Origin of the sequence: Bradyrhizobium arachidis (genome assembly GCF_024758505.1) — a bacterium.
Lineage (GTDB): Bacteria > Pseudomonadota > Alphaproteobacteria > Rhizobiales > Xanthobacteraceae > Bradyrhizobium > Bradyrhizobium manausense_C.
The window spans coordinates 3652694-3676181 of sequence record NZ_CP077970.1; the positions used below are offsets into that span (position 1 = coordinate 3652694).

A 23488-nucleotide genomic window follows, 5' to 3' on the forward strand; every position below is an offset into this window, starting at 1 on the left:
TGGAAGAGGCAGCCGGAAAGTCTTCTAGCGCTTGATCCCTTCGAAGCTCGCCATGATGCCGCGCTGAAATAGCGACCAGTCGAAGCCGAGCGCAATCGCGCGGTAGCCGCGGTCGATGAGCCGGTTCGCCTGGTCCGCCGTCCGCGCGACGCCGCCGATCGGGACGCCGCTTTTGAGGATGCCGGCCTCGGCCCGCGCGATCAGCTCCTTAAGTTCCGGATCGTCCATCTGCCCGCGCTTGTTGATGGAGGTGGCGAGATCACCGGGTCCGATCACGGCGAGGTCGATGCCGGGCGTGGCCATGATCTCGTCGATGCGGTTGACCGCCTCGATGTGCTCGATGGTGACGATGCAAAGCACGTCGTCGTCGGCCCTGGCCATGTAGTGCGCCATCGAGACGCCCCAGCGGAACGGAGCATGAAATGGTCCCCACAACCGCTCCCCGCGCGGGGGATAGCGCAGGCTACGCACGGCTTTCTCGGCATCGTCGCGATTGCAGATCATCGGAAAATTGATGCCGAGCGCGCCGAGATCCATGGGTGCCTTCGCAAGCCAGGGCTCGTTGGCGGCGATACGCACCAGGGGCACACAGGGTGTGCCGCCTGTTGCGATGATCATTGCGTGTGCAGTGGAGAGATCAATGGGTCCGTGCTCGAGATCGACGATGATCCAGTCGAGGTCGGAACGAGCCATGATCTGCACGGTTTGTATGCTCGGGATGGTCGCGATCGCGCCGAAAGTGGGGCGCCCTTCGCGCCATTCGTTGCGAAGGCGGTTGAGGGTAGGCATTGCAGACGGGCTCCATCGCATGAGGTGCGGCGAAGCTAGCAGTGCAAGATGACGCCGGAAAGGGAGAGACTTTAGGCCGGAACGCGACCGCCGAAGAACGGCGTCAGCGCAGGCCCGAGGGTGTGCGCGCGGCGGGAGGTGAAGATCATTTCCGCGCCTGATTGCACGATCTCGGATACGCGCGGGCCGAGCAGATCCGAGACGCGGCGCGCGATCGCCGGCGCCGGATCGATCCAGTCGACCGGCCAGGGCGCGAGCTTTGCGAACCGCTCCAGCAGCAGCGGATAATGCGTGCAGGCAAGCACCACCGTGTCGGTGCGCGCGCGCGTATCCGTGGGGTCGCCGACGAAGCAGGGCTTGAGCTCGGTGAGGATGTCATCGTCGCTGATCGCGTTGCCGCTGAGCGCGGCTTCCGCGAGCGAGGCGAGCTCCGGCGAGCCGACCAGCGTCACTTCGCATCCCTGCGCGAAATCGCGGATCAGCGCTTTCGTATATTCGCGTTTCACCGTTCCCTTGGTGCCGAGCACCGAGACGCGCTTGGTCTTCGATTGCGCGCAGGCCGGCTTGATGGCCGGCACGGTGCCGACGAAGGGCACCGAATAGGCGGCGCGCAGATGCGTCATCACCAGCGTCGAAGCCGTATTGCAGGCGATGACGACGAGATCCGGATCATGCGCCGCGATCAGCTCACCCATCAGCGGCACCACGCGGGCGATGATCTCGTCCTCGCCGTGGTGGCCGTAGGGGAAGAAGGCGTCGTCGGCGACATAGACAAAGTGGGCGTCCGGGCGCGCGGCGACGACCTCACGGAGCACCGTGAGCCCGCCAAGGCCGGAATCGAACACCATGATCGTCGGAGAGTCTGCCACGTCGTTACCCTAGCCCTCCCATGGTTACCATTCGGTTTTTGGGGCGCTTTTGCGGCATAGCCGGCCGGCAACCGGTTTGGAACGATTCAATTCGCGTCTCGTGCACCGTCCCGCTATCAGCGGCGGTATTGCGCGGCAGGCGAAACCTCCGAAAAAAGCCCGGGACTTTGACATGATCAGGAACACCAGGAGCGGCTGGGGCAGCATCTCCCGCTGGTTTCACTGGATTTTGGCGGCCGCGATCATCGGCATGATCGGCTTCGGCTGGTGGGTGAACCATGTGCCTGCGCGTCCCGACCGGTTCTTCTACCGCTCGATCCATGCCGACATCGGTTATCTGGTGCTGCTCCTGATGGTGCTTCGCCTTGTCTGGCGCGCGGCCAACCCGACGCCGGCGCTGCCGGCCGACAGCGCGCGCTGGACTAGGGTCGCCGCGGGCATCAGCCATGCCGCGCTCTATCTGATCACTATTCTCGTCGCAGTGCTCGGCTGGGCGCATTCCGGCGCCCATGCGCCTGACTACTCGAGCTTCTTCGGCTGGTTTCACGTGCCGCAATTCACCACCCCCGATCGGGAGGCTGCGCGCGCCTATGAAGACCGCCACATCCTCTTTGCCTATGTGCTGCTGGCGCTGATCGCGGTTCACGTGATCGCCGCCGCCTGGCACCACTACATCCGCCGCGACCGTGTGGCCTCGCGGATGGTGGCGAGCGATGCGGGGACGAGCCGGTAGAGCGGACTGCGAACTGATAGTCCCGTCATCCTGAGGTGCGAGCCGTGCGACGCTGCGCGTCGCGTGGTGAGCCTCGAAGGATGAACGGCCCCGATACAGCCGGGCCGTCGCCCTTCGAGGGCCGCTGAAGAAGCGGCCACCTCAGGGTGACGGTGGATGGATCAAGATACAGCTCGCAATCGCTACAGCAAAAATGCCAGCGCGGCCTCGCAGCGCTCTTCCACTTTCAGCGCGAGAAGATCGTCGGCCCTGGTGCGGCCGAGATTGATCGCGGCGATCGGTATCTTGTTCTCGGCGGCCTGCTTCACGAAACGAAAGCCGGAATAGACCATCAGCGAGGAGCCGGCGATCAGCATGGCGTCGGCCTGCGCCAGATGGTGCTGCGCCGTCGCGACGACGTCGCGCGGAACGTTCTCGCCGAAGAACACGACGTCCGGCTTCAGGACGCCACCGCAGGCCTCGCAAGCGGGCACCTTGAAGGAGGCAAAATCCGCATGCTCGAGGTCGGCGTCGCCATCAGGCGCGTCGGCCGCATCCAGCGCGAGCCAGTCCCCATTTGATCGACCGAGCCGGTCCTGAAATTCCGCGCGCGGAATCTTCAGGCCGCATCCCATGCAGCGCACGAGATCGAGCCGGCCGTGAAGGTCGATCACCCGCCGGCTGCCGGCGGATTGATGCAGCCGGTCGACGTTCTGGGTGAGCAGGAGCTCGCACCGGCCGTTGGACTCGAGCTTTGCCAGCGCATGATGGGCGTCGTTCGGCACGGCCTGGCCGAACCGTCGCCAGCCGATCAGGCTGCGCGCCCAGTAGCGCTGCCGCGTGCGCTCCTCGCCCATGAAGGCCTGGAAGTTGACCGGCTGCGTGCGCTTCCAGTTGCCGTGGCTGTCGCGATAGTCGGGAATGCCGGAGTTCGTGCTGACGCCTGCCCCGGTGAGCACGAAAAGACGGCGGTGGCGGTCGATGAAATCAGCGAGCAGGGGAGGGCGGTCCATGGGCCGTATCTAGTCCGTCCGGCGGCCGCTTGCCAGAGGCTGGCTCCGCTGCACCTGGGCGGCGGTGACGCGTCCACGTCCTGGTGCGACGAACTTTCCGCACGAGACGTGTTCTACTTCACATTGCATTGGCACCGCGATGTCTATCCTGGTCCCATTGAGGCAGGTGCGCATCGCGCGGAAATGTCTCGATCGCGCACCTCATCCGGTTGCATTGCTTTGGCCGACGCAGCGCCAGTTTTCGGCGCGCCGCCTGCCCTGTGGGAGCGCGGACCATGTTCATCCTTCATGAGATCGTGACCAAGAGCGAATGGATCATCGCCGTTCTGGCCCTCTATGTCGTCGCCTGGACCCGCTTCAATTCTCCGCCGACCAATCGCTCCGGCACGACGTTTGCGCTGTTCTTCCTCGGTGTCGTCTTCTACTACGCCTTGATCGTCGCGCTCTGGGTCCTCGTGATGATCGGCCTGGTTCAGGGCAGCATCGGCTTCGACTGGATGGGCAAGGCGATCACGACGGTCAATCCCGAGGCGAAAACCCAGCTTGCGCAATACGCCCCGATCGTCGCGGCGCTGATCATCGTCGTGGCGTCGCAGTTCCGTCAGGTGGCGCGGATCGATACGGCCGCGCGAACCTTCTGCGTCAAGCTGGCGGCGATTCCGCGCGAGGCCGACCGGCTCGCGATCGAGCTCGCGCAGGGTGCCGATTTCGAGCCGACGGACAGGCTGCGAAGCCAGGTCGCGAAAATCATCTCCGAGAATATCGGACCGCAGGCGCTGAACTTCAGCCGGGACGGCTCGGTTGCCGCGCGCTTTACCCGGGCGGTCGCGTTGTACAGCCTGTTCGTAGGGCCTCGGAACAACGGGATGGCGCCCGAATTCGCCGCCAACAGCTACAGCCGCTCCGCCTATGCGAGGATCATGCAGCTCGGCGAGACCGTCTCCGGGCGCGCGGATGCGCGCTACGAGGAGCTGATGCACACGGGCCTTGCCTATTTCACGTCGCCGCAACCCACCCGCGAGCTGAGGGAGGCGTTGAACTGCAGCATCACCGAGGTTTCGAACCTGACGTGCAGCCTCATGGCGCGGTTCGTGCTGTTTTGCGAGCGAACGCATAATGGCCGCCTCCAGCGTCTTGCCAGCCTCGGCTTCGATGCGCGTCCGACGCCGAGCTTCGGTCCCGACCAATGGGCGACGACCATCGTGCTGGTGATCCTGCTCAGCGTCTGCATGATGCTGTTCATGCCGGGCACGCGTCGCCTGGATATCGGAAAAGTCCTGATCATCGCCATCACGTTCGGCGTCTCGATCGGTTTTGCGGTGCTGGGTGCGATCGTCGTGGCGCAGCGCTTCATCGAACGCCGCGAGGGTGACCGGCTCGGCTTCCCCCCGATCGCCGAACTGATGCTCGCGGCTCTCATCGTATCTGGCCTTTCGATCGCGCTGCGGATCGGAATTCCGCTGGTGCCGGCGCTGCTGCAGGGCCAGGGCTTCCAGGACGTCCTCAATCAGTTCGTCGACCGGCTGCCGGGGGTCATTACGCCGCTAGCCTGCACGATCTCGCTCGGGCTGCTCTGCTGCTATCTGGGGACGGTGGAATGGAGATGGTACCGCGTGCTGGGCCTTGGCGCGCTCGGAAACGGGTTGGCATTGATCGGCACCGGATGGCTGGTCGGCTCGATGATTGACCCGTCCGTGCTGGCACAGTTCTACGTGCATCCGGAGAATGCGATCGTCACCATCGCGCTCAGCACCGGTCTCACCGGCTTCGTGGTCGGCGCCATGGTGCTTGCGGTGTTCAACAAGTCGCAGCGCATCCGCAAGGATTGCGCAAAGCGCGCCGCGGAAACGCCGCTCCCGAGCATCACGTTCCGCGAGGCGCCGTCGCTTGCCGCCGAACTCGACACGTCGCTGCAGCCCAAAACCGAGGCCGCGCAGGATCTCGGCAGCTACGCGCGGGCAGATGTCGTGCGGCTGGAGGGACTCTATGTCTGCTTCCGGCCGGCGTTTTCCGCGACCGACTCCATCAATGCCTATCTCGTCCAAATTCACTGGGACGAGGCCGAAGGCTGCCTGACGTTCGAGGAGCGCGAGCGGGTTGACGCGGGGCACACGCAGAAGGGGCGGGTCTACATTCCGGACGGCCGTCCCTTCATGAGCTTCGTGACGGTCGAGCGAGGGGCGATCCGCGTGATCATGGTCTCGCGCCCCGAAAGCAACGAGCCCGCACGCGGCCTCATCATGACGCTGGCCAGTCCCGGCGGGGCTCATTTCACGCCGGCGAGTGCGCCGATCGTGCTGCGGCGCATGGCCGACCGGGCGCCTCAGCTCGGCTTCGTGCATCCGAGCACCGCCGATTACGACGACTATCGCCGGGAGCTGGAGATGGTGACGCCGATGTTCGGCTGTCTTGCCACCGCGCCGCGCGCGAGCGCGACGATCCAAGCCGCACCGGACGGGCCGGGTGCTCACCTCGCCGTCGTCAGGTAAAGAGCTCCCGGGCTGCCCGATCGCCACCACCTGTGCTAGCGGTATGAGCATGGTCCTGGAGCGCCGCGCACCGCGCGGCCGGAGGAGGCAGCATGCTCACCGTTCATCACCTCGGCAAGTCGCAATCCGAGCGCATCGTCTGGCTCTGCGAAGAGCTCGAAATTCCCTACGAGCTGAAGCGCTACGCGCGCGATCCCGTGACCATTCTGGCGCCCGCCGACTACAAGGCGCTGCATCCGATCGGCGCGGCGCCTGTCATTGAGGACGGTGGCGTCGTGCTCGCCGAATCCGGCGCGATCGTCGAGTACATCGTCGCAAAGTACGGCCAGGGCCGCCTGACGCTGCGCACTGAGGATCCCGATTTTGCGCAATTCCTGTATTGGTATCATTTCGCCAACGGCACGTTCCAGGCGGCGATGGGCCGGGTGATGATCCTCAACCGCCTCAAGCTGGCGGAGGACAATCCGGTGCTGCTTGCGATCCGCGCGCGCCTCGACCGCGCCTTCGACCTCATCGAAGCCCGCACTGGAGCTGCGGAGTATCTGGCGGGAAAGGCATTCACCACCGCCGACATCATGATGGTTTTTTCGCTCACCACGATGCGGTACTTCCAGCCCTATGATCTCACACGCTGCCCGAACATCGTCAAATACCTGGCGCGGATCGGCGCGCGTCCGGCCTACCGCCGCGCGATGGAGAAGGGCGATCCGGGCATGGCGCTGCTGTTGAGCTGACGCCGCTTCGACTTCTTCTCCACGACCCGATTGAACCACTTTTGGGAGGCGCCAGATGCAGACTGTTGGCCTGATTGGGGGCATGAGCTGGGAGAGCACCGCGCTTTACTACAAGCTCATCAACGAGCGGGTCCGCGATCGCATGGGCAAGCTGCATTCGGCCCCGCTGCTGATGTATTCCTACGACTTTCAAGAGATCAAGGAAATGCAGTACGCCGGCCGCTGGGGGGAGGCGGCGAGCAGCCTGGCGGAGGTGGCGCGGCGTCTCGAACGCGCCGGCGCGCGCGCGATTGTGTTATGCACGAACACGATGCACAAGTTGGCGCCTGACATCATGTCGAGCGTGACCATCCCGTTCATTCACATTGGTGACGCGACTGCGCAGCGAATTCGGGCCCGGGGGTACCGGCGGCTCGGGCTCCTCGGCACGAAGTTCACCATGGAGGAAGACTTTTACATCGATCGACTGCGCGCACATGATCTCGACGTCTTGGTTCCACCTGCCGACGAGCGAGCTGATGTGAACCGCATCATTTACGACGAGCTGTGCCTTGGAATCGTCGCGGCTCCATCTCGCCATCGCTATCAGGACGTAATGGCAACGCTCGTCGCGCGCGGCGCGGAATGCATTGTCCTCGGCTGCACCGAGATCACGATGCTGGTCGGGCGGGACGACACGGCGGTCGAGACATTCGACACGACCGCGATTCACGCAGAGGCAGCGGCTGATTTCGCGATCGGATGACTGAAATTTCGTGGGGCGCGCCGTATGCCGGAACCTAGTGCTTGGCGGGCTCGACGATCTGCTGCTCGACGACGGTCAGCCGTCCCGGCAGCGCGCCCGCGCGCAGCATCATTGCCACGGTCATGGCTTCCTGGATCGTGAAGTTGCCGGAGATCTGCCCGGAGCCGCCGGTGATCGGCTCGCGGATGACAGGTGCCGAGAGCACCTGATCGTCGAGCACAATGGCAAAGGGCTTTCCGATATTGTCGGCGGTAATGTGAGCGAGGCGGCGTGTGCCGCGCGCGTTGAAGCGGAACGAGGCGATTGGGTCACGCGTGCCGGTTGCAAGGCCCGGACTGGCGTCGACGATATCGTCGCCATCCATGCCGCCGTCCCTGAGGACGAGATAGGGCTGCTTGTCCTTGTAGCCGTAGAGCACTTCCGCGCCTGACGGTGGGGAGTTCTTCACGGCGTCTTCGGCCGACATCGAGAGATCGATGAGGCGAATGCTGACCCGCACTTTCCTGGCGAAGATTGCGGCCACACGATCGGGATCGGCGACGCCGGGGAGCAGCACGCGAATGCGGTCGGCGCCATCGGGCAGCACGCCGGCCTTGATGTCGGCATTGCGCAGGCGCTGCTCGATCATCTCGCTGGACTGCCCGACCAGATCGTGCAGGCGGTCGGCGAAGGCACCTTGCGTCGGCGCAATCCGCGTCAGCCCGCCGCCGGCATCGGAGACCTCGATGCCGGACGGCGTCTTGGCTTCAGTCGCAGGGGTGAGCTTGCCGAGCACGCGGTCGCGATCTTTGGCGTCGGCAATCTTCACCTCGACGCCGCCGTTGTTGATCGCGAGACCCGAGAACGGGACGCGGCCCTCGCGCAAGGTGCGGTAGAGATCGTCGCGCAGGTCGGTCACAATAGCCTCGCGCAAGGCCGCTGCATCGACCTTGAACACGATGCGGGAGCCGCCCTGCGTCTCCAGCGCCTTGGCGGCATTGGCTGCGATGGCCGCGCGCGCCTTGTCGAGTTGCGCGTCGGCGGCCGCGGTATTGGGAAGGAAGGGCACAAAGGCGAGGGCGACGAAAAACCCCGCCATCCTGGTTCTCTCGGCCCACATTGTCATGGTCATGCCGTCCTTTTCGCCCGCAAAGCTCTTGCCAGTCTCTTGGTCCGGCTTTCGGGCGCGGAGGTTCAATGTCGCGGCCACTCGAACCCGGGCGGTTGCTGGCGCAACCCAAGGAATTGAAGAAGCTGATCGGCGCAGGAGCGGGCCATGCGGGCCAAGATGATCGGGTTGGTCTTGTCGGCGATGCTCGTGGTGAGCTCAGCCTCGGCCTACGACGCCTACGATCCCAAAAATTGTATCGGCGTCGACTGGGACGATGCCCATGCGGTGGTGGCCGCGCAAGTGACCGCGAGCCCGCGCGTCAATTTCGTCAAGAGCCCCTATGACGACGACTTCAAGGCTGCCGCTTGCCCGGCGGCCAGTGCGGCCTGCCGCAAGGCGTCCTATCTCGTGCCCGGCGACGTCGTGCTGTCGGGGCGGACCGTCGGCGAATTCACCTGTGTGAGCTATCAATCGCCCTCGGCAAAGAAGCCGGTCTGGACCAGGGGCTGGCTGCCGAGCGCCGCGCTGCGTCCGCTGGCGCCGGCGTCCGCGCCCGCGGCATCGGATTGGTTGGGCACGTGGACCCAGCCGGGTGGCACGATCGAGATCGCGCCTGGCGGTCTCGGCGGCCGGCTGCACGTCGAGGGCGAGATGGTGGTGCCCACCGCGCGGGACGTCCACACCGGCGTCATCGACGCCCAGGTGAAGCCCGGGGCCGACACCATCGCCTTCCTCGAGGATGGCTGGCTGCCGTTCGAGACCAAATGCGATAGCGGCTGCCGGGTGCGGATGCAGCGCGTCGGGCCCTATCTGATGGTCGAGGACAATGGCGACTGCGGCGGCGCCGGCGTGAGCTTTACGGGGCTCTATCGCAGGAAGAAATAAGGACTGGCGTCCGATTTTTTCGCCATAGCCAGCGGTGGACGGCGGCCCGATCATCGATCATTCTGTCGGCTCGCGATCCGTGCCATGCGCCGGATCACGGCCTCGCCCAACGATGTCAAAGACGCGGGGGCGGGGAAGTGGAAATCGAGGGAGGACGGACTGACATGGCGGGCATTCACGCGCTCGATCGGCTTATCGGCGACAGCTATCCGGAATTGACGACGGATGAGGAGGTCCGCGAGTTCGAGCGGGTCCCCTATGCGGACCGCGTCGCCGCCGCCAGCACCTATGAGGCGATGAAGCTCGGCGCTACGCGCAATCCGGACGCGCCGGCGATCCAGTTCCTGCAAAATGCCGATCCGGCCGATACGCCTGTCGTGGTGACCTATCGCGATCTCGTCGCGCGCATCACCCAGGCCGCCAACATGTTCCACGCGCTCGGCGCCGGCAAGGACGATGTCATCAGCTTCATGCTGCCGCTGGTGCCCGACGCCTTCGTGACGCTGCTCGGCGCGGAAGCCGCCGGCATCGCCAATCCCGTCAATCCGCTCTTGGAGCCGCACCAGATCGCCGAGATCCTGGAGGCCGCGAACACGAAAATCCTCGTCGCGCTGGGGCCGATGCCCGGCACCGACATCTGGCAGAAGGTCGAGCAGATCCGCCCGCAGCTCAAGCATCTCAAGGCAATCGTGCAGGTGTTCGGCGGCGGCGATCCGGCCAACGGCATCTATTCCTTCAACGATCTGATCAAGCAGCAGCCGGCCGATCGCCTCGTCAGCGACCGCAAGATTCTCGATAGCGACATCGCGGCCTATTTCCACACCGGAGGGACGACCGGCACGCCGAAGCTGGTGCGGCATACCCATGCCAACCAGGTCTACCAGGCCTGGGCGCTCAATCTGCTGCTGCAGACCAAGCCCGGCGGCAATCTGTTGTTCGGCATGCCGCTGTTCCATGTCGGGGGATCGTTGACGCAGGTGCTGACGACGCTGTCGGGTGGCGGCTCGCTGGTCGTGCTGTCGCCGAGCGGCTGGCGCAATCCGAACGCGGTGAAGAACATCTGGGCTCTCGTCGAACGCTTCAAGCCGGAGGCGCTGTCGAGTGTGCCGACGGTGCTCGCCGCGACGCTCGGGATTCCGCGGGGCAACGCCGATATCTCAAGTTTGAAATATGCCGCCGGCGGCGGCTCCGCGATTCCCGTCGCCGTCGGCTCGGCGATCCAGGACAAGCTCAAGCTGCCGGTCGTCGAAGTCTACGGCATGACCGAGACGTCGAGCGTGCACACCATAGCCTATCCGTCGCGGCCGATCCGGCTCGGCTCGGTCGGCCTGCCGATGCCTTACGCGCGTGTGCGCGTCGTCAAGCTCGACGCCGACGGCCGCCTGCTCGGCGACTGCGCACCCGACGAGATCGGCGTCGTGATCATGGCCGGGCCGGGCGTGTTCGGCGGCTATCTCAACGACACCCACAACAAGGGCGCGTTCGTCGACGATATCTGGGTCAACTCCGGCGACCTCGGCCGGCTCGACAAGGATGGCTATCTCTGGATCACCGGCCGCGCCAAGGATCTCGTGATCCGCGGCGGCCACAATATCGATCCGGCACCGATCGAGGAGATCATGTTCCAGCATCCCGCGGTCGGCTTCGCCGCCGTGGTCGGCCAGCCCGACGCCTATGCCGGCGAATTACCGGTCGGCTATGTGCAGTTGAAGCCGGGCGCGACCGTGCAGCCGGGCGAGCTCGAGGCCTGGGTGCGTGAGCGCACGCCGGAGCGCGCCGCCGTGCCTGTGCAGGTCATCCCGATCGATCCGATGCCGGTGACCGGCGTCGGAAAAGTGTTCAAGCCGCAATTGCGCTGGGACGCCGCGCAACGCGTGTTCACCAATGTGCTCGCGCCGCTCACCGAGAAGGGTATCGACTGCAAGGTGAAAGTCGGCGCGCATGGCAGCCACGGCTCGATTGCGACGGTGACGATCGCGGGTGTGGCGGCCGACAAGCGCGAGGCGGTGACGGGCGAGGTGCAGAAGCTGCTCGGGCCGTTCGTGATGCGGCACGAGGTGGTGTTTGGTTAGCCGCGCGTAGCGTGGGGTGAACTCGTCGGGCCGCGCAAAGCGCGGCCCGACGTCTTCAGGTTGGATGAACGTCTCGCCGCTATCCGCGGATTGCCGCATTGGCCTTTTCGGCAGCGGTGGTCATTGCCGCCTTCGCTGGTGTTGCGCCGTTGACCACTTCATTGACGCCGATCATGAAGGCGTCGAGGATGAGTTTCGATTGCGGATGGAAAAGGATCGCCTTGGCGCGGTCGACATCGGCATTTTGCAGGTTGCTCAGTGCCGCCTCTGCGGCTTGGGCGCCGAACGCCTTCTTGAAGCCGTCGCTGGACCAGGCCGACACGCGTGTCGTTGCGAGCCCCGCTGCGGCCGTCTGCAGCGATGTCGGCTTGCTCGTCGCCCACGCCAGGAATAGGAAAGCGGCCCGCTTGTTTTTTGATTTCGAATTGATGCACGCCTGCCAGTGCGACATGAACGGGACGGGAGTGCGGCCGGGCAGATGCGGAAAGGCTGCATAGCCAGCCTGATTGGCGACACGGCTCTTCGCTGGATTGGAGATGTCGGTTGCGAAGTTGCTGCTGTCGATTGCCATAGCTGTCCTGCCCTGAATGAAGTCGTCCAGCACGTGGTACCATTCATAGCTGCCGGCGCCGAACGGCCCGGCCTGGCTGAGCAACTGTCCGTACATCTCGACGGCGGCGATCGCCTCCGGGCTCGCAAAGCCGGCCTTATTGTCTTTCACATCTTTCACAAGGGTCCCGCCGTAAGAGAACACGAAGCCGATGGCCGGCGGGCAGGAGTTGAAGCTGGCTTGGGCGCGCATGGCGATGCCCGACATGTCGTTGGTCTTGATCGCCTTGGCGGTCGCTAGCAGCTCTTCGAAAGTCTGAGGAACCGGCAGGCCCTTGGCTGCCAGCGCATCTTTGTTGATGAACAGGGTCATCGCCTCGGACGTAATCGGCATGGCGTACCGTTCACCATCGGTCCACAGCGGGAAAGCCCGGGCCGTCTTGAGAAGGTCGTTCTCGTCATACCAGGGAAGATCGATCAGAGACTTGTTGGAATAGTAGGCGCTTAACGGCTCGAGCCATCCTGCCGAGACGCCTTGGCCATAGGTCGTGAACATGAACACGTCGGGCGTGGTGCTGCCACGCGCTAGCTTGATCGGCACGGCGCCCATGTACGTGGTTTCCAGCTGGAAATCGGAATCCACCGTGATGCCGGTCAGTTTGGTGAATTCCGGCAAGAGCGGAGTGATCGCATTCGACCACGGGTGAATCGCTCCCGCGAGCGTTATCGTCTGTCCCGCAAACTGCTTCCAATCGATCGCCGCGTTGGCGTAATTCGCGGCGGCATCCTCGGCAAACCCCAGCCGCGAAAGCGCGGTTAATGTCGGCAGGACTGCTCCCGCCTTGCCCAATGCCTTGACGAAGCTTCTTCGGCTGGTCGAGGCCCGACCGCCCAGTGTGTTTTCACCCGGTGCCATGTTGGTACTCCTAACCTGGTCACAACACGTGACATGCGACGCTATGTCTCTCGCAAGCCAAATGACGGACTGCGAAACCGGTGCAACATGCGGATCGAGAATGTCGGGTTCCCGGCTCACCTGTGCGGACCGGTCATGCTATTCTAGCAAATGCTTTGACGTCGGCACAGAACATAGCCGGTCAAGCGAGCTCCGAAGACGCGCGGCCAAATGTCAGTCTTTGCTCGGGGCCATTTTTTTCGGTGGTTTGCCCGTCCGCTCGTCGTGGCGGGTACGGTGCTGCTGATGCTGTTTGCCGCGACCGCTCTTCTCGGCCTGGAATATTGGCAGGAGCGACAGACGGCTCATCACGTCGTTGGGCATAGCCGCCAGGTGCTCGAAACGCTTGATCGACTGCGGGCGATCATCGCCGAACTGGAGAACGAAAGGCGCGGGTATCTGATGACCCTCGATCCCGCCTATCTCAAGGCCTATGGCGTCTCCGACGAAGGCGTGCGACGAGAGGCGCAGGCGCTACAGACGCTGGTTGCAAGCGATCCAGCGCAGAGCCATCGCGCCACACATCTGACGCTGACCCTTTCAGCAAAGCTGCGCGAGATCGACGAGTTGGTGAAGACGGCCGGCACCTCGGGGCTGGCGGCGCTGGCGATGACCCGCAGCATGGATCAGATACGGTCGCAAATCGATCTGATGGTGGATCACGAGCGCTTCCTGCTCGCCGAACGGGAGTCACGCGCCGAGGCGTTCGAGCAACGCTGGATCTGGCTCATTGCTGCCGCCGTTGTCCTTGTCGTCGCGCTCGCCGGTGCCGCGCTGGCGCTCGCGCGCTTCGAAGCGAGACGACGCAGAACGACAACAGAGGAGAATGTTCAGCTTCACAGCGATCTGTTGGTGCGCGACAGGAAGATCCGTCGCCTGGTCGACTCCAGCATCATCGGGATCATCATCTGGGACCTCGACGGTCTGATCTTTGATGCGAACGATGCCTTTCTCCAAATGGTTGGCTACGATCGGGAAGATCTCGCCTCGGGTCGTCTGCACCGCCACACGCTGACGCCGCCGGAATGGAGCGGCGGCGACGCGCGCAACATCGCGGAGTTGATGGAGACCGGGTCCGTCCGGCCGTTCGAGAAGGAGTACATTCGTAAGGACGGCGGCCGGGTGCCCGTGCTGATCGGCGGCACGATGTTCGAGGAAAGCAGAAATCAAGGCGTCAGTTTTGTCCTCGATTTGACCCAGCGAAAGCAGGCGGAAGCCGAAGCCCGCGAAAGCGAGCGGCGCTACCGTGAAGCCCTGATGGAGCTAGCGCACGCCAATCGCGTCAGCACGATGGGGCAACTGACAGCTTCGATCGCCCATGAAATCAACCAGCCGATCGCGGCGGTGGTGGCCAACGCGCAGGCCGGGTTGAACTGGCTGGCCCGTCAGCCGCCAAACCTGGTGCAACTCCGGCAGTCGCTCGAATACGTCGTCAGCGACGGCCTGCGAGCCGGCGACGTCATCGGCCGGATCCGGGCGCTCATCAAAAAGACGCCGCCGCGCAAGGAGGATCTCGAGATCAACCAGATGGTGCTTGAAGTCATCGCCCTGACCCGTGGCCAAGCGCACAAGAAACATGTCTCGGTGCAAACGCAACTCACGGAGGGCTTGCCACTCATTCAGGCGGATCGGGTCCAGCTCCAGCAAGTGATCCTGAACTTGATCGTCAACGCGGTCGAGGCGATGAGCGAGGTCAGCGAGGGAACACGGGAGTTGCTGATCAGCACCGACAGAGAGGGGGCGAATGGCGTGCTTATCAGCTTGCGGGATTCCGGTCCGGGACTGGATCCGAAGAACGTCGACCGCCTGTTCGAAGCCTTCTACACCACCAAGGCCGCGGGCATGGGCATGGGCCTGGCCATCTGCCGTTCGATCATCGAGGCCCACGGCGGACGGATGTGGGCCGGTGCGAATGAGCCTCGGGGCGCCGTCTTTCAGTTCACCCTGCCTCTAGAGCCAGACGAGACCGCTTCTGCCGGCATGGATGCCGATTTGCCCACTGTGCGCCGCCGAGCCTCGTGAGCATGTCGGTGCGTAGGATGGGTTACGCCGAGCGGTTTGCGCTTCGCGCAATCCGCGGGGCTAACCCACCCTACGGCACCGAGTCTAACCCGCCGGCATCGTCTTCTCGATCAGGCGCACCCAATAGGAGGCGCCGTGGCCAAGGATGTTGTCGTTGAAGACGTAGGCGGGGTGGTGGCATTCCTGGCCATCGCCCATGCCGACCAGGATCATCGCGCCGGGGCGGGCCTCCAGCATGAAGGAAAAGTCTTCGGCGCCCATCATCGGGATGAACTTTTCGTTGACCCGATCGGCGCCGACGATGTCGCGGGCGATTTCGGCGGCGACGCCGGCCTCGCGCGCATGGTTCATCGTCACCGGATACATGCGGGTGTATCTAGTCTCGGCCGATCCGCCAAAGGCGCGCGCGATGCTGTCGGTGACCTCACCGATGCGACGCTCGACGAGATCGCGCACCTCGGGGTCGAGCGTGCGCACGGTGCCGCGAAGCACCGCGGTCTCAGGAATGATGTTGTCGGCCGTACCAGCGTGGAACTGCGTGACCGAGATCACCGCCGACTTCAAGGGATCGACGTTGCGCGCAACGATCGATTGCAGCGCGTTGACGATCTGCGAGCCGATCAGGACGCTGTCGACCGCCTTGTGTGGCAGGGCGCCGGCGTGCCCGCCCTTGCCGGTGACGATGATCTCGATGGTGTCGGAGGAGGCGAGCATTGCGCCCGGCGTCGTCGCAAAATGGCCCTCGGGCAGGTTCGGCATGTTATGCATGCCGTAGACTTCCTGAATGCCCCAGCGCGTCATCATCCCGTCGTCGACCATCGCCTTGCCGCCGCCGCCGCCTTCTTCGGCCGGCTGGAAGATGACGACGGCCGTGCCGTCGAAATTGCGCGTCTCGGCGAGATATTTTGCGGCGCCGAGCAGCATTGCGGTGTGGCCGTCATGGCCGCAGGCGTGCATCTTGCCCGGCACCTTCGAGGCGTAGGGCACATTGGCGGCTTCCAGAATCGGCAGCGCGTCCATGTCGGCGCGCAGGCCGATGGTGCGACCGGAGCCGGTCTTGCGGCCGCGGATCACGCCGACGACGCCGGTCTTGCCGATGCCCGTCACCACCTCGTCGCAGCCGAACGCGCGCAGCTTGTCGGCGACGATGCCGGCGGTGCGGTGGACCTCGTAGAGCAGCTCCGGGTTCTCATGAAAATCATGGCGCCAGGCGGCCATTTCGTCTGACAGGGCGGCGATGCGGTTGACGATGGGCATGGGAAGGGTCCGTTTGTTGTTGTTCGTAGGGTGGGTTAGCGTAGCGTAACCCACCGTGGTGTCACGAGGAATGGTCGATTACGCCGAGCGGACTGGGCTTCGCGCAGCCGCGGGGCTAATCCACCCTGCGGTTTTGCAATAGGGTCGTGGAAGACAGGCCGGGACGGGGGCAAGCGATGCGGTTCGGACGCGACATTTTTGTGCTGGCTGCCTGCCTCTCCGTCATTGCCGGCCCGGCCTTCGCCTGCGATGTTGGCTCGGCGACCGCCGCGATCGATGCGATCAGCCAGAAGATCCTCGCCCGCCAGGTGAAGCGCATCGATCTGTTGAAGATATCCGATCGCTTGCTCGCCAATATTCCGATCTCGCCGGAACATTTTGCGAGCTATTCCAGCGAACGTTCGACGCTGCTCTTGACCGAGCGTGATGCAGCGGAGCTGGCCGCGGCCGTCAAGACGCTGGCGCCGGCACAATTGGCCTACCAGCCCGATCTGCGCTGGCAGCTCGTGTTGCTGGATGACTCCGGCAACAAGCTGCATACGATCTTCTTCAGCAAGCGCTACGTGCAGGGGCGCGGCCGAAGCGGCTATGTCGACGGCAACATGTGCAGCTTCGGCACATCAACGATCGGCAGCCCTGCGCTGGTGAAGTGGCTGCAGAAGCGATTGTAGTGGCTCGCCGTCATTCCGGGGCGACGCGAAGCGTCGAACCCGGAATCCAGAGGTTTGTGGCAGGAGATTCCACAATGCGCAATTGCGCATTGGGGTTCACGCGCGCCGCGCGTGCTCCGGAATGACAAGAGGCTTCAGCTCTCTCCGAACACGCGCTTGAAGATCGTGTCGACGTGCTTGAGGTGATAGCCGAGGTCGAACTGCTCCTCGATCTCGGCGTCGGTGAGATACTTCTTCACCTCCGCGTCCTTCTTCAGGAGCTGGAGGAAGTCGCCTTCGCCGCGCCAGACCGGCATCGCATTGCGCTGCACGAGCTTGTAGGAGTCCTCGCGGCTCGCGCCCTTCTGCGTCAGCGCCAGCAGCACGCGCTGCGAATGCACGAGGCCGCCGAGGCGGTCGAGGTTCTTCTGCATGTTGGCGGGGTACACCAGCAACTTGTCGATCAGGCCGGCGAGGCGCACCAGCGCAAAATCGAGCGTCACGGTCGCATCAGGCGCCATCATGCGCTCGGCCGAGGAGTGCGAGATGTCGCGCTCGTGCCAGAGCACGACGTTCTCCAGCGCCGGCGTCACATAAGCGCGCACCATGCGGGAGAGTCCGGTGAGGTTTTCGGACAGCACCGGGTTGCGCTTGTGCGGCATTGCGGAAGAACCCTTTTGCCCTTCCGAGAAGAACTCTTCGGCTTCCAGCACCTCGGTGCGCTGCAGATGACGGATCTCGACGGCGAGGCGCTCGACCGAGGAGGCGATCACGCCCAGCGTGGCAAAATACATCGCGTGGCGATCGCGCGGGATGACCTGCGTCGAGATCGGCTCGGGCACGAGCCCCATCGCTTTGGCAACATGCGCTTCGACGCGGGGGTCGATCTGGGCGAACGTGCCGACTGCGCCTGAAATCGCGCAGGTCGCGACTTCCTTGCGTGCCGCGATCAGCCGCTCCTTGGCGCGCGAGAATTCCGCATAGGCAAAGGCGAGCTTGAGGCCGAAGGTGACTGGCTCGGCATGGATGCCGTGGCTGCGGCCGATGGTCGGCGTCATCTTGTGCTCGAAGGCGCGCTTCTTCAGCGCCGCCAGCACCTTGTCGAGGTCGGCGAGCAAAAGGTCGGCGGCGCGGGTGAGCTGCACGTTGAGGCAGGTGTCGAGCACGTCGGAGGAGGTCATGCCCTGGTGCACGAAGCGCGCCTCGGGGCCGACGATCTCGGCGAGATGGGTGAGGAAGGCGATGACGTCGTGCTTGGTCTCGCGCTCGATCTCGTCGATGCGGGCGACGTCGAAGGTGACGTTACGGGCCTTGTCCCAGACCGTCTTGGCGGCTTGCTTCGGGATGGTCCCGAGCTCGGCGAGCGCGTCCGCCGCATGCGCCTCGATCTCGAACCAGATCTTGAACCGCGTCTGCGGCTCCCAGATCGAGGCCATTTCCGGGCGGGTATAGCGGGGGATCATGCGACGGCTCCAAAGGTGGGCGGGCGGCCCCGAAGGGGGCGCGCGACCTGCCAAAATGCTTTTTACGCCGCGATTTAGCAGAGCTGGGAGGGCGAAACAAACCGGAATGGCTAGCCAGCGGGGGATATTGGGGTGGTTTGGATCATTCCGGTCAATCACGGAAAACTGACTGACAGATATTGAAATCTGTCAGCGAGATGTGTATATCCGTTCTCGGATGCTCCAATTGAGCGTCCTGCCGGCCGTCCACGGGGGGCCCGACATCCGAAACAAACCGGATCGAGGGACGTAATTGAAGGGCAGCCGGGGATAAGTGGAGAAAGACAATGACTATCGAGATCCTCAATTTCACCGGGCAGATCGGGCAGTGGCTCAATTTGCTGGTTGCGCGCCAGATCGCGGCGCAGGCTGCAAAATTGCCCCACTAAGGGCCGAGCTTTCCGAACGACCGGCATGGGCGCTTCGGAAGCAGCCCTTTCGCCGGAAGATTGGCCCCTCAAGGGAACATGGTGCTGGCATGAATGAAGCCGTGGTTCTGACCCCCGAGCGCATCCTCGAAGTGACCGAGGACGTGCTGCGGCGCTATGGACTTGCCAAAGCCACAGTGGTGGACGTTGCGCGTGCGCTCGATGTGAGCCACGGCAGCGTCTATCGTCATTGTCCGAGCAAGGCTTCGCTGCGCGAGGCGGTCGCCAAACGCTGGCTCGACCGCATCGACGCGCCCTTGCGCAAGATCGCCGAAGACAGCACCGGTCCGGCGTCGGCCCGGCTGGACGCCTGGCTGCGCACGCTGTTCGCCGCCAAGCGTTCACGCGTGCTCGATGACCCCGAGATGTTCCAGACCTATCTGACGCTGGCGCGCGAGGCCTGTGCGGCCGTCAAATGTCACAAGGACACGATGATCGATCAGATCGCGTCTATCCTGACCGACGGCGTGAAGCAGGGCGTATTCGCCGTGGACGACGTCAAGGCCAGCGCACGCGCGATATTCGATGCGACCGTCCGTTTCCACCACCCGGCCCATGCCGACGAGTGGAAGGACGCCGATCTGCCCGCCCGCGTCGATGCGACGCTCGCGCTGGTGTTGCGCGGGTTGAAGGCGGCCTAATGCAGGATCCGGAAAAGTGCGTAGCGGTTTTCCGAAAAGATCATGCTCAAACAAAGAGCTAGACCCACGCTCATTTCAAAGCACGTAGCGGCGACTCACCCCCTTGCCTTCTGAAGGACCGCGCTTTCGCGAAGCGACGGCGAGGGAGCCGCGTGTTTGCGTACGTGAAATGCGCGGCCGTCCGACGGCACAACCGGCGGGCTTTCCGGATATGCATTGACTGCGATTTCGACGGCGTCCTTTGAGCGCCGTCGAAGGCGATAGAATGTCAGCTCCTGATCGAGCATGGGGCAGCGGAAGTGGACGATGGCCGTGTCCGGCAAGCGGCAAAGTTCGTCGATGAGCTCGCCTACCGTAATGATCGGGGGATGCGGGACTGCCTTGTGATTGGCCTTACTCATGGCATGACTCCTTCACTCCGCTACTAACCGCAGCGCGACGGGGTCGGTTCCATTCCGCACAGCGCGGCACAAGGGTACGAACTGCGCTCCTATCGATCCCGAACGCAAGCCGCGCGACTTTCACGCGCCGCTCCAGCTTGTTCCTGCGGCGATGGGCAGGATGAAGGGGGCTACCCCATCATCCTGCGTGTTTGTGAGCCGTCAGATGATGAAGTCCGTCTGATGAAGGGCCGCCGTGTGCACGCCGTCCAATGTGATCGTATCGTTGGCAGTCAGGTGGATCACGGCATCGCCGGCGCTATTGTCGCTGATGACGCTGGAGACGGCAGCCCAGTCCGCAAAACCGTAGTCATGCAGGTTGATCAGGTCGTGTTCCGGCGCCGTGCTGCCGACGGCCATATTGCCTTGATTGAAGTCGTTGATGATGTCCTGGCCGGACCCGGTATTGAAGACAAACGTGTCGTTGTTCGGACCGCCCCACAGGAGATCGTTGCCGCCGCCACCGTTGAGAGTATCGGTGCCTCCGGTGATCGAGCCCGGGGCTGACGGAGCGTAGCTCCGCGCATCGCCCCACAGGAGATCGGGGGTCGATGCTCCCATGAGAATGTCGTTCCCGCCGTGAGCATTGCCCGACATGGTTGGGGCGTCCCCCGTCAAGCTGGCGTGTGCGGCCGCCGGCTCGCCATTGACGATGGCCGTGAGGATGTCGTCGCCGCCTTTGGCATTGTCGGTCATGGAAATTCCCGCATCTCCCGACAGGCTTCCTCCTCCGACTTGAACGTCGGCGGTCGCGGTAAAGGTGAGAGTGTCATTGCCGCCAACCGCGTTGCCGGTCATGGAATCATGAGCGTCACCGCTGAGGCTCTCGCCACCCTCCAGTCCATAGTCTGTCGCGCTGAGCGTGTCGTTCCCGCCATGTGCGTGGTCAGTCATGGAACCGCCGGCATCGCCGCTCAGCGCGCCGAACGATCTCCACCCGGTCGACGCCGTAAGGCTGTCGTTGCCGCCCTTCGCAGAACCCGACATGTCGCCTTGGGCGTCGCCGTAGAGAGAAATGTCGGTGAAGAGTGTGTTGTGACCATCGGCAGAGAGCGTGTCGTTGCCGCCCTTGGCATTGTCGGACATGGATTGGGCATCTCCGACGAGGACGGCGCCATCCCAGCCGCCATTTATGTTCACCACGAGAGTATCGTTCCCTCCGTGAGAATCGCCATGCATGGCCACCAGGTCTTCGCCGACGAGCGTTACATGCGAGTTGAGGTCCGAGATGGTTGCCGTGAGCGCATCGTTTCCGCCCCAGTCGTCGGTTGCGAAACCCGGATCTCCGAGCACCGTCTTGGATTGGCCGAAGTCCGGCAGGGTGACCGTGATCGTGTCGTTTGGCAGCTTGTGCATGTCACTTCACTCCGATTTCATTTCAGTCGCGAGGCCTGAAATGCAGCGGAGTCTTTGCAAGACGCGCTGTTGGCCGCGCTTGACTTCGAATCTACTCGGGGTTGATGGCGGAGGTTTGCTGCGGGCTTGGTTTGATTGCGACGAGGGAACAGCGCGGCGATGCGGCGCATTCATTCGCCGTCGAAGCTGTAACGGGAACAGGGCTGTGCGCGGAGAGAAACTTTTCGTCTGGCGCTAAAGCTTCGTCAGCCCACACGTCGCCGCGAGCCGCACGAGCTGCGCGTCCGTGCGCGCGCCGGTCTTGGTCTTGATCAGGTAGTGATAGTTCTGCACCGTCTTCACACTGAGATTGAGGTATGAGGCGATCTGCTCCGTCGTTGCGCCGGCCGCGAACTGGCGCAAGATCTCGATTTCCCGCTCGCCCAGTTGATCGAGCACCGATCCCGTCGGTGACAGGCTTGCCTCGGCCAGCACATGGGCGATGTCGTCGCTCATCGCACGCTCGCCGCGCGCGACGCTGCGGACCGCCCTGACGACGGCGGAGGGTTCGCTGCTCTTGGTGACGAAGCCGTTGGCCCCCGCATTGAACGCGGATTTCACCAGCACTGCCTCGTTGTGCATGGTGAACACCAGGACGCGGGCGCGGGGATTGCGCGCGCGGATGTTCCTGATCGCTTCCAGCCCGCTGGCGCCGGGCATCGAGATATCCATCACCACGACGTCCGGATCGTGCGCCTTGAAGGCGGCATAGGCGTCGGCCGCGTTGTCGGCTTCCGCCACCACATGCAGATCGCCCTGGCTTTCCAGCACGCGGCGATAGCCTTGGCGAACGATCGGGTGATCGTCGACCAGCAGCACCGAGATGCCTTTTGCGTCGAGCTCGTTCATGTCGGCGCCGGCCTCACGCGGCGAGCGGGATTTTGGCCGCGACGCTCAGACCGCGGTTGGCGGGCGCAATCAACAGCGAGCCGCCCGCTGCGGTAACCCGTTCGCGGATGCCGGTCAGGCCATGGCCGGCCGAGCGCGCGACCCGCTCGGCATCGCCGCCGCCGTCGTCCTCGACGCGGATCAGCAGCGCATTCTCGTCGCCCGACCGGCGCTCGATGCGCAAGACGATCTCGCGCGCCGCGCTGTGGCGCAGCGCATTTGTCAGGCATTCCTGCGCGACGCGATAGGCGGTGGTGGCCGCGACGCCGCGCACACCGGCGAGATCGCCCCTGAGATCGAGCTGGATCACCGGCTGCGTCGCGCTCTGCGAGCGCCAGCTATCGACCAGATTCACCAGGCTCGCCTCCAGGCCGAGTTCCTCAGGCAGTGGGTGGCGCAGACGGTTCAACGTCCCGCGCAGGCATGCCATGATGTGATGGGTGGCCTGCGAGATCATGCGCGCGTCCTGCGTGATCGCGTGTCCGTTCTTGTCCTTTGCGCTGGCCGTCTCGATGGTGTTGGCGAAGGCGAGGATGGCCGAGAGGTTTTGGCCGAACTCGTCGTGCAGCTCGCGGGCGAGCGCCCGCCGCTCGTCCTCGCGGATCTCGAGCAGGCGCCGCGTCAGCGCCGCGCGCTGGGCGGTCGCTTCCTCGAGCCGGTCGCCGAGCTCGCCGACGGCCTGGCCGATCATCGCGAGCTCCATGGAGCGGAAGCGCGGCAGCGGCGTGCGGTACTGGCCGCGCGCCATGCGCTGCAAGGCGGTGACGATCGAGCGCGCCGGCGCAAGCGTATGCGCGATCGCGAGCGAGGCGAGCAGCGCAATCGCCACCGACATCAAGAGCGCGACGTCGAGCACATTGAGGGTGTATTCCCAGGCGAGCGAGATCGCAGCGGCCGGATCGGGCGTCGCGATGACGGTGCCGGCCGCGGCAGCCCGGTCGCTCACGGGACGGACCACCTCGGCATGGCTGCCGAGGAAGGACGGCACGATAGCCGCAAACCAGCGCGGGGCGGCCTGGCCGATGCCCTGGCTCTGGCCGCAGAGCGGCTTCTCGAAGGCGGTCGCGGGCGCGAACTGCACGCAGACGCCCGGCGAGATCAGCTTCATGGTCTCGAGCGTGCGCCAGTCGGGAACCGGCAGCAGATGTTCGCGCTCTCTGTTGCTGCGCAACAAAAGCTCTCGCCAATAGAGGGCTTCGAGGGCCTTTGCCACCCGCTGGGCGGAGGCGGAGGTGGCGCGATCGACGCTGCGATGGGCGTCCACGGTGGCCCAGACCGTGGCGGCCCCGAGGCAAAGCGCGACGATGACGAGCAGTCGGCCGACAAGCTGAAGCACGAGGCGCATGGCGATCACCCCAAAAAT

20 protein-coding genes are annotated in these 23488 nt (G+C 64.3%); 9 read left to right on the top strand and 11 right to left on the bottom strand.

What is annotated here, in order from left to right:
* Positions 1-24: 24 nt before the first annotated feature.
* Positions 25-789 carry an HpcH/HpaI aldolase family protein gene (locus tag KUF59_RS16450; protein WP_249140295.1) on the bottom strand — a complete coding sequence of 255 codons (765 nt, stop codon included), beginning with the start codon at positions 787-789 and terminating at the stop codon, positions 25-27.
* Between the two features lie 71 nt (positions 790-860).
* Positions 861-1658, bottom strand: a complete 798-nt coding sequence (gene murI, locus KUF59_RS16455) for a glutamate racemase (RefSeq protein WP_212458236.1) — start codon at positions 1656-1658, stop codon at positions 861-863.
* Between the two features lie 172 nt (positions 1659-1830).
* On the opposite strand from murI, the gene KUF59_RS16460 reads away from it, so the two are divergent.
* Positions 1831-2391 carry a cytochrome b gene (locus KUF59_RS16460; protein WP_212458237.1) on the top strand — a complete coding sequence of 187 codons (561 nt, stop codon included), beginning with the start codon at positions 1831-1833 and terminating at the stop codon, positions 2389-2391.
* Between the two features lie 182 nt (positions 2392-2573).
* Here the strand turns inward: KUF59_RS16460 and KUF59_RS16465 are convergent, their stop codons facing one another.
* Positions 2574-3383 (bottom strand): NAD-dependent protein deacetylase, encoded by an 810-nt coding sequence (locus tag KUF59_RS16465; protein ID WP_212458238.1) that lies wholly within the window; start codon positions 3381-3383, stop codon positions 2574-2576.
* Between the two features lie 275 nt (positions 3384-3658).
* On the opposite strand from KUF59_RS16465, the gene KUF59_RS16470 reads away from it, so the two are divergent.
* The 3 genes from KUF59_RS16470 to KUF59_RS16480 all read left to right on the top strand — a co-directional run bounded on the left by KUF59_RS16470 (position 3659) and on the right by KUF59_RS16480 (position 7351).
* Positions 3659-5872 (top strand): hypothetical protein, encoded by a 2214-nt coding sequence (locus KUF59_RS16470; protein ID WP_212458239.1) that lies wholly within the window; start codon positions 3659-3661, stop codon positions 5870-5872.
* A 92-nt stretch (positions 5873-5964) separates the two neighbouring features.
* Positions 5965-6606 (top strand): glutathione S-transferase family protein, encoded by a 642-nt coding sequence (locus KUF59_RS16475; RefSeq protein WP_212458240.1) that lies wholly within the window; start codon positions 5965-5967, stop codon positions 6604-6606.
* 55 nt (positions 6607-6661) lie between these two features.
* The gene (locus tag KUF59_RS16480) at positions 6662-7351 is read left to right on the top strand and encodes an aspartate/glutamate racemase family protein (protein ID WP_212458241.1); all 690 of its coding nucleotides are present in this window, start codon (positions 6662-6664) and stop codon (positions 7349-7351) included.
* Between the two features lie 34 nt (positions 7352-7385).
* Here the strand turns inward: KUF59_RS16480 and KUF59_RS16485 are convergent, their stop codons facing one another.
* Complete coding sequence (locus KUF59_RS16485) at positions 7386-8429, bottom strand: SecDF P1 head subdomain-containing protein (RefSeq protein WP_249140323.1); 1044 nt, start codon at positions 8427-8429, stop codon at positions 7386-7388.
* 177 nt (positions 8430-8606) lie between these two features.
* Between KUF59_RS16485 and KUF59_RS16490 the strand changes: the two genes are divergently transcribed.
* Complete coding sequence (locus tag KUF59_RS16490; protein WP_212458242.1) at positions 8607-9326, top strand: hypothetical protein; 720 nt, start codon at positions 8607-8609, stop codon at positions 9324-9326.
* 164 nt (positions 9327-9490) lie between these two features.
* The gene (locus KUF59_RS16495; RefSeq protein ID WP_212458243.1) at positions 9491-11398 is read left to right on the top strand and encodes an acyl-CoA synthetase; all 1908 of its coding nucleotides are present in this window, start codon (positions 9491-9493) and stop codon (positions 11396-11398) included.
* A gap of 79 nt (positions 11399-11477) precedes the next feature.
* Here the strand turns inward: KUF59_RS16495 and KUF59_RS16500 are convergent, their stop codons facing one another.
* Complete coding sequence (locus KUF59_RS16500) at positions 11478-12863, bottom strand: ABC transporter substrate-binding protein (RefSeq protein ID WP_212458244.1); 1386 nt, start codon at positions 12861-12863, stop codon at positions 11478-11480.
* A 210-nt stretch (positions 12864-13073) separates the two neighbouring features.
* Here KUF59_RS16500 and KUF59_RS16505 point away from each other — a divergent pair, with 210 nt between their 5' ends.
* Positions 13074-14924, top strand: coding sequence for an ATP-binding protein (locus KUF59_RS16505; protein ID WP_212458245.1), 1851 nt, complete (start codon positions 13074-13076; stop codon positions 14922-14924).
* 84 nt (positions 14925-15008) lie between these two features.
* Here the strand turns inward: KUF59_RS16505 and KUF59_RS16510 are convergent, their stop codons facing one another.
* Complete coding sequence (locus KUF59_RS16510) at positions 15009-16181, bottom strand: M20 aminoacylase family protein (RefSeq protein ID WP_212458246.1); 1173 nt, start codon at positions 16179-16181, stop codon at positions 15009-15011.
* Positions 16182-16357: 176 nt separating this feature from the next.
* Here KUF59_RS16510 and KUF59_RS16515 point away from each other — a divergent pair, with 176 nt between their 5' ends.
* Positions 16358-16852, top strand: a complete 495-nt coding sequence (locus KUF59_RS16515; RefSeq protein ID WP_212458247.1) for a hypothetical protein — start codon at positions 16358-16360, stop codon at positions 16850-16852.
* A gap of 134 nt (positions 16853-16986) precedes the next feature.
* Here the strand turns inward: KUF59_RS16515 and purB are convergent, their stop codons facing one another.
* Positions 16987-18294, bottom strand: coding sequence for an adenylosuccinate lyase (gene purB, locus KUF59_RS16520; protein ID WP_212458248.1), 1308 nt, complete (start codon positions 18292-18294; stop codon positions 16987-16989).
* 517 nt (positions 18295-18811) lie between these two features.
* Here purB and KUF59_RS16525 point away from each other — a divergent pair.
* Complete coding sequence (locus KUF59_RS16525; RefSeq protein WP_258769692.1) at positions 18812-19402, top strand: TetR/AcrR family transcriptional regulator; 591 nt, start codon at positions 18812-18814, stop codon at positions 19400-19402.
* Between the two features lie 95 nt (positions 19403-19497).
* Here KUF59_RS16525 and KUF59_RS16530 read toward each other — a convergent pair whose 3' ends face one another.
* The 4 genes from KUF59_RS16530 to KUF59_RS16545 all read right to left on the bottom strand — a co-directional run bounded on the left by KUF59_RS16530 (position 19498) and on the right by KUF59_RS16545 (position 23470).
* Positions 19498-19803 carry a hypothetical protein gene (locus tag KUF59_RS16530; RefSeq protein WP_212458250.1) on the bottom strand — a complete coding sequence of 102 codons (306 nt, stop codon included), beginning with the start codon at positions 19801-19803 and terminating at the stop codon, positions 19498-19500.
* Positions 19804-20004: 201 nt separating this feature from the next.
* On the bottom strand, positions 20005-21198 hold the full coding sequence (locus KUF59_RS16535; RefSeq protein WP_212458251.1) for a calcium-binding protein: 1194 nt from the start codon (positions 21196-21198) through the stop codon (positions 20005-20007).
* A gap of 234 nt (positions 21199-21432) precedes the next feature.
* The gene (locus tag KUF59_RS16540; RefSeq protein ID WP_212458252.1) at positions 21433-22086 is read right to left on the bottom strand and encodes a response regulator; all 654 of its coding nucleotides are present in this window, start codon (positions 22084-22086) and stop codon (positions 21433-21435) included.
* A gap of 13 nt (positions 22087-22099) precedes the next feature.
* Positions 22100-23470 carry a sensor histidine kinase gene (locus KUF59_RS16545; protein ID WP_212458253.1) on the bottom strand — a complete coding sequence of 457 codons (1371 nt, stop codon included), beginning with the start codon at positions 23468-23470 and terminating at the stop codon, positions 22100-22102.
* Between the last annotated feature and the right edge of the window lie 18 nt (positions 23471-23488).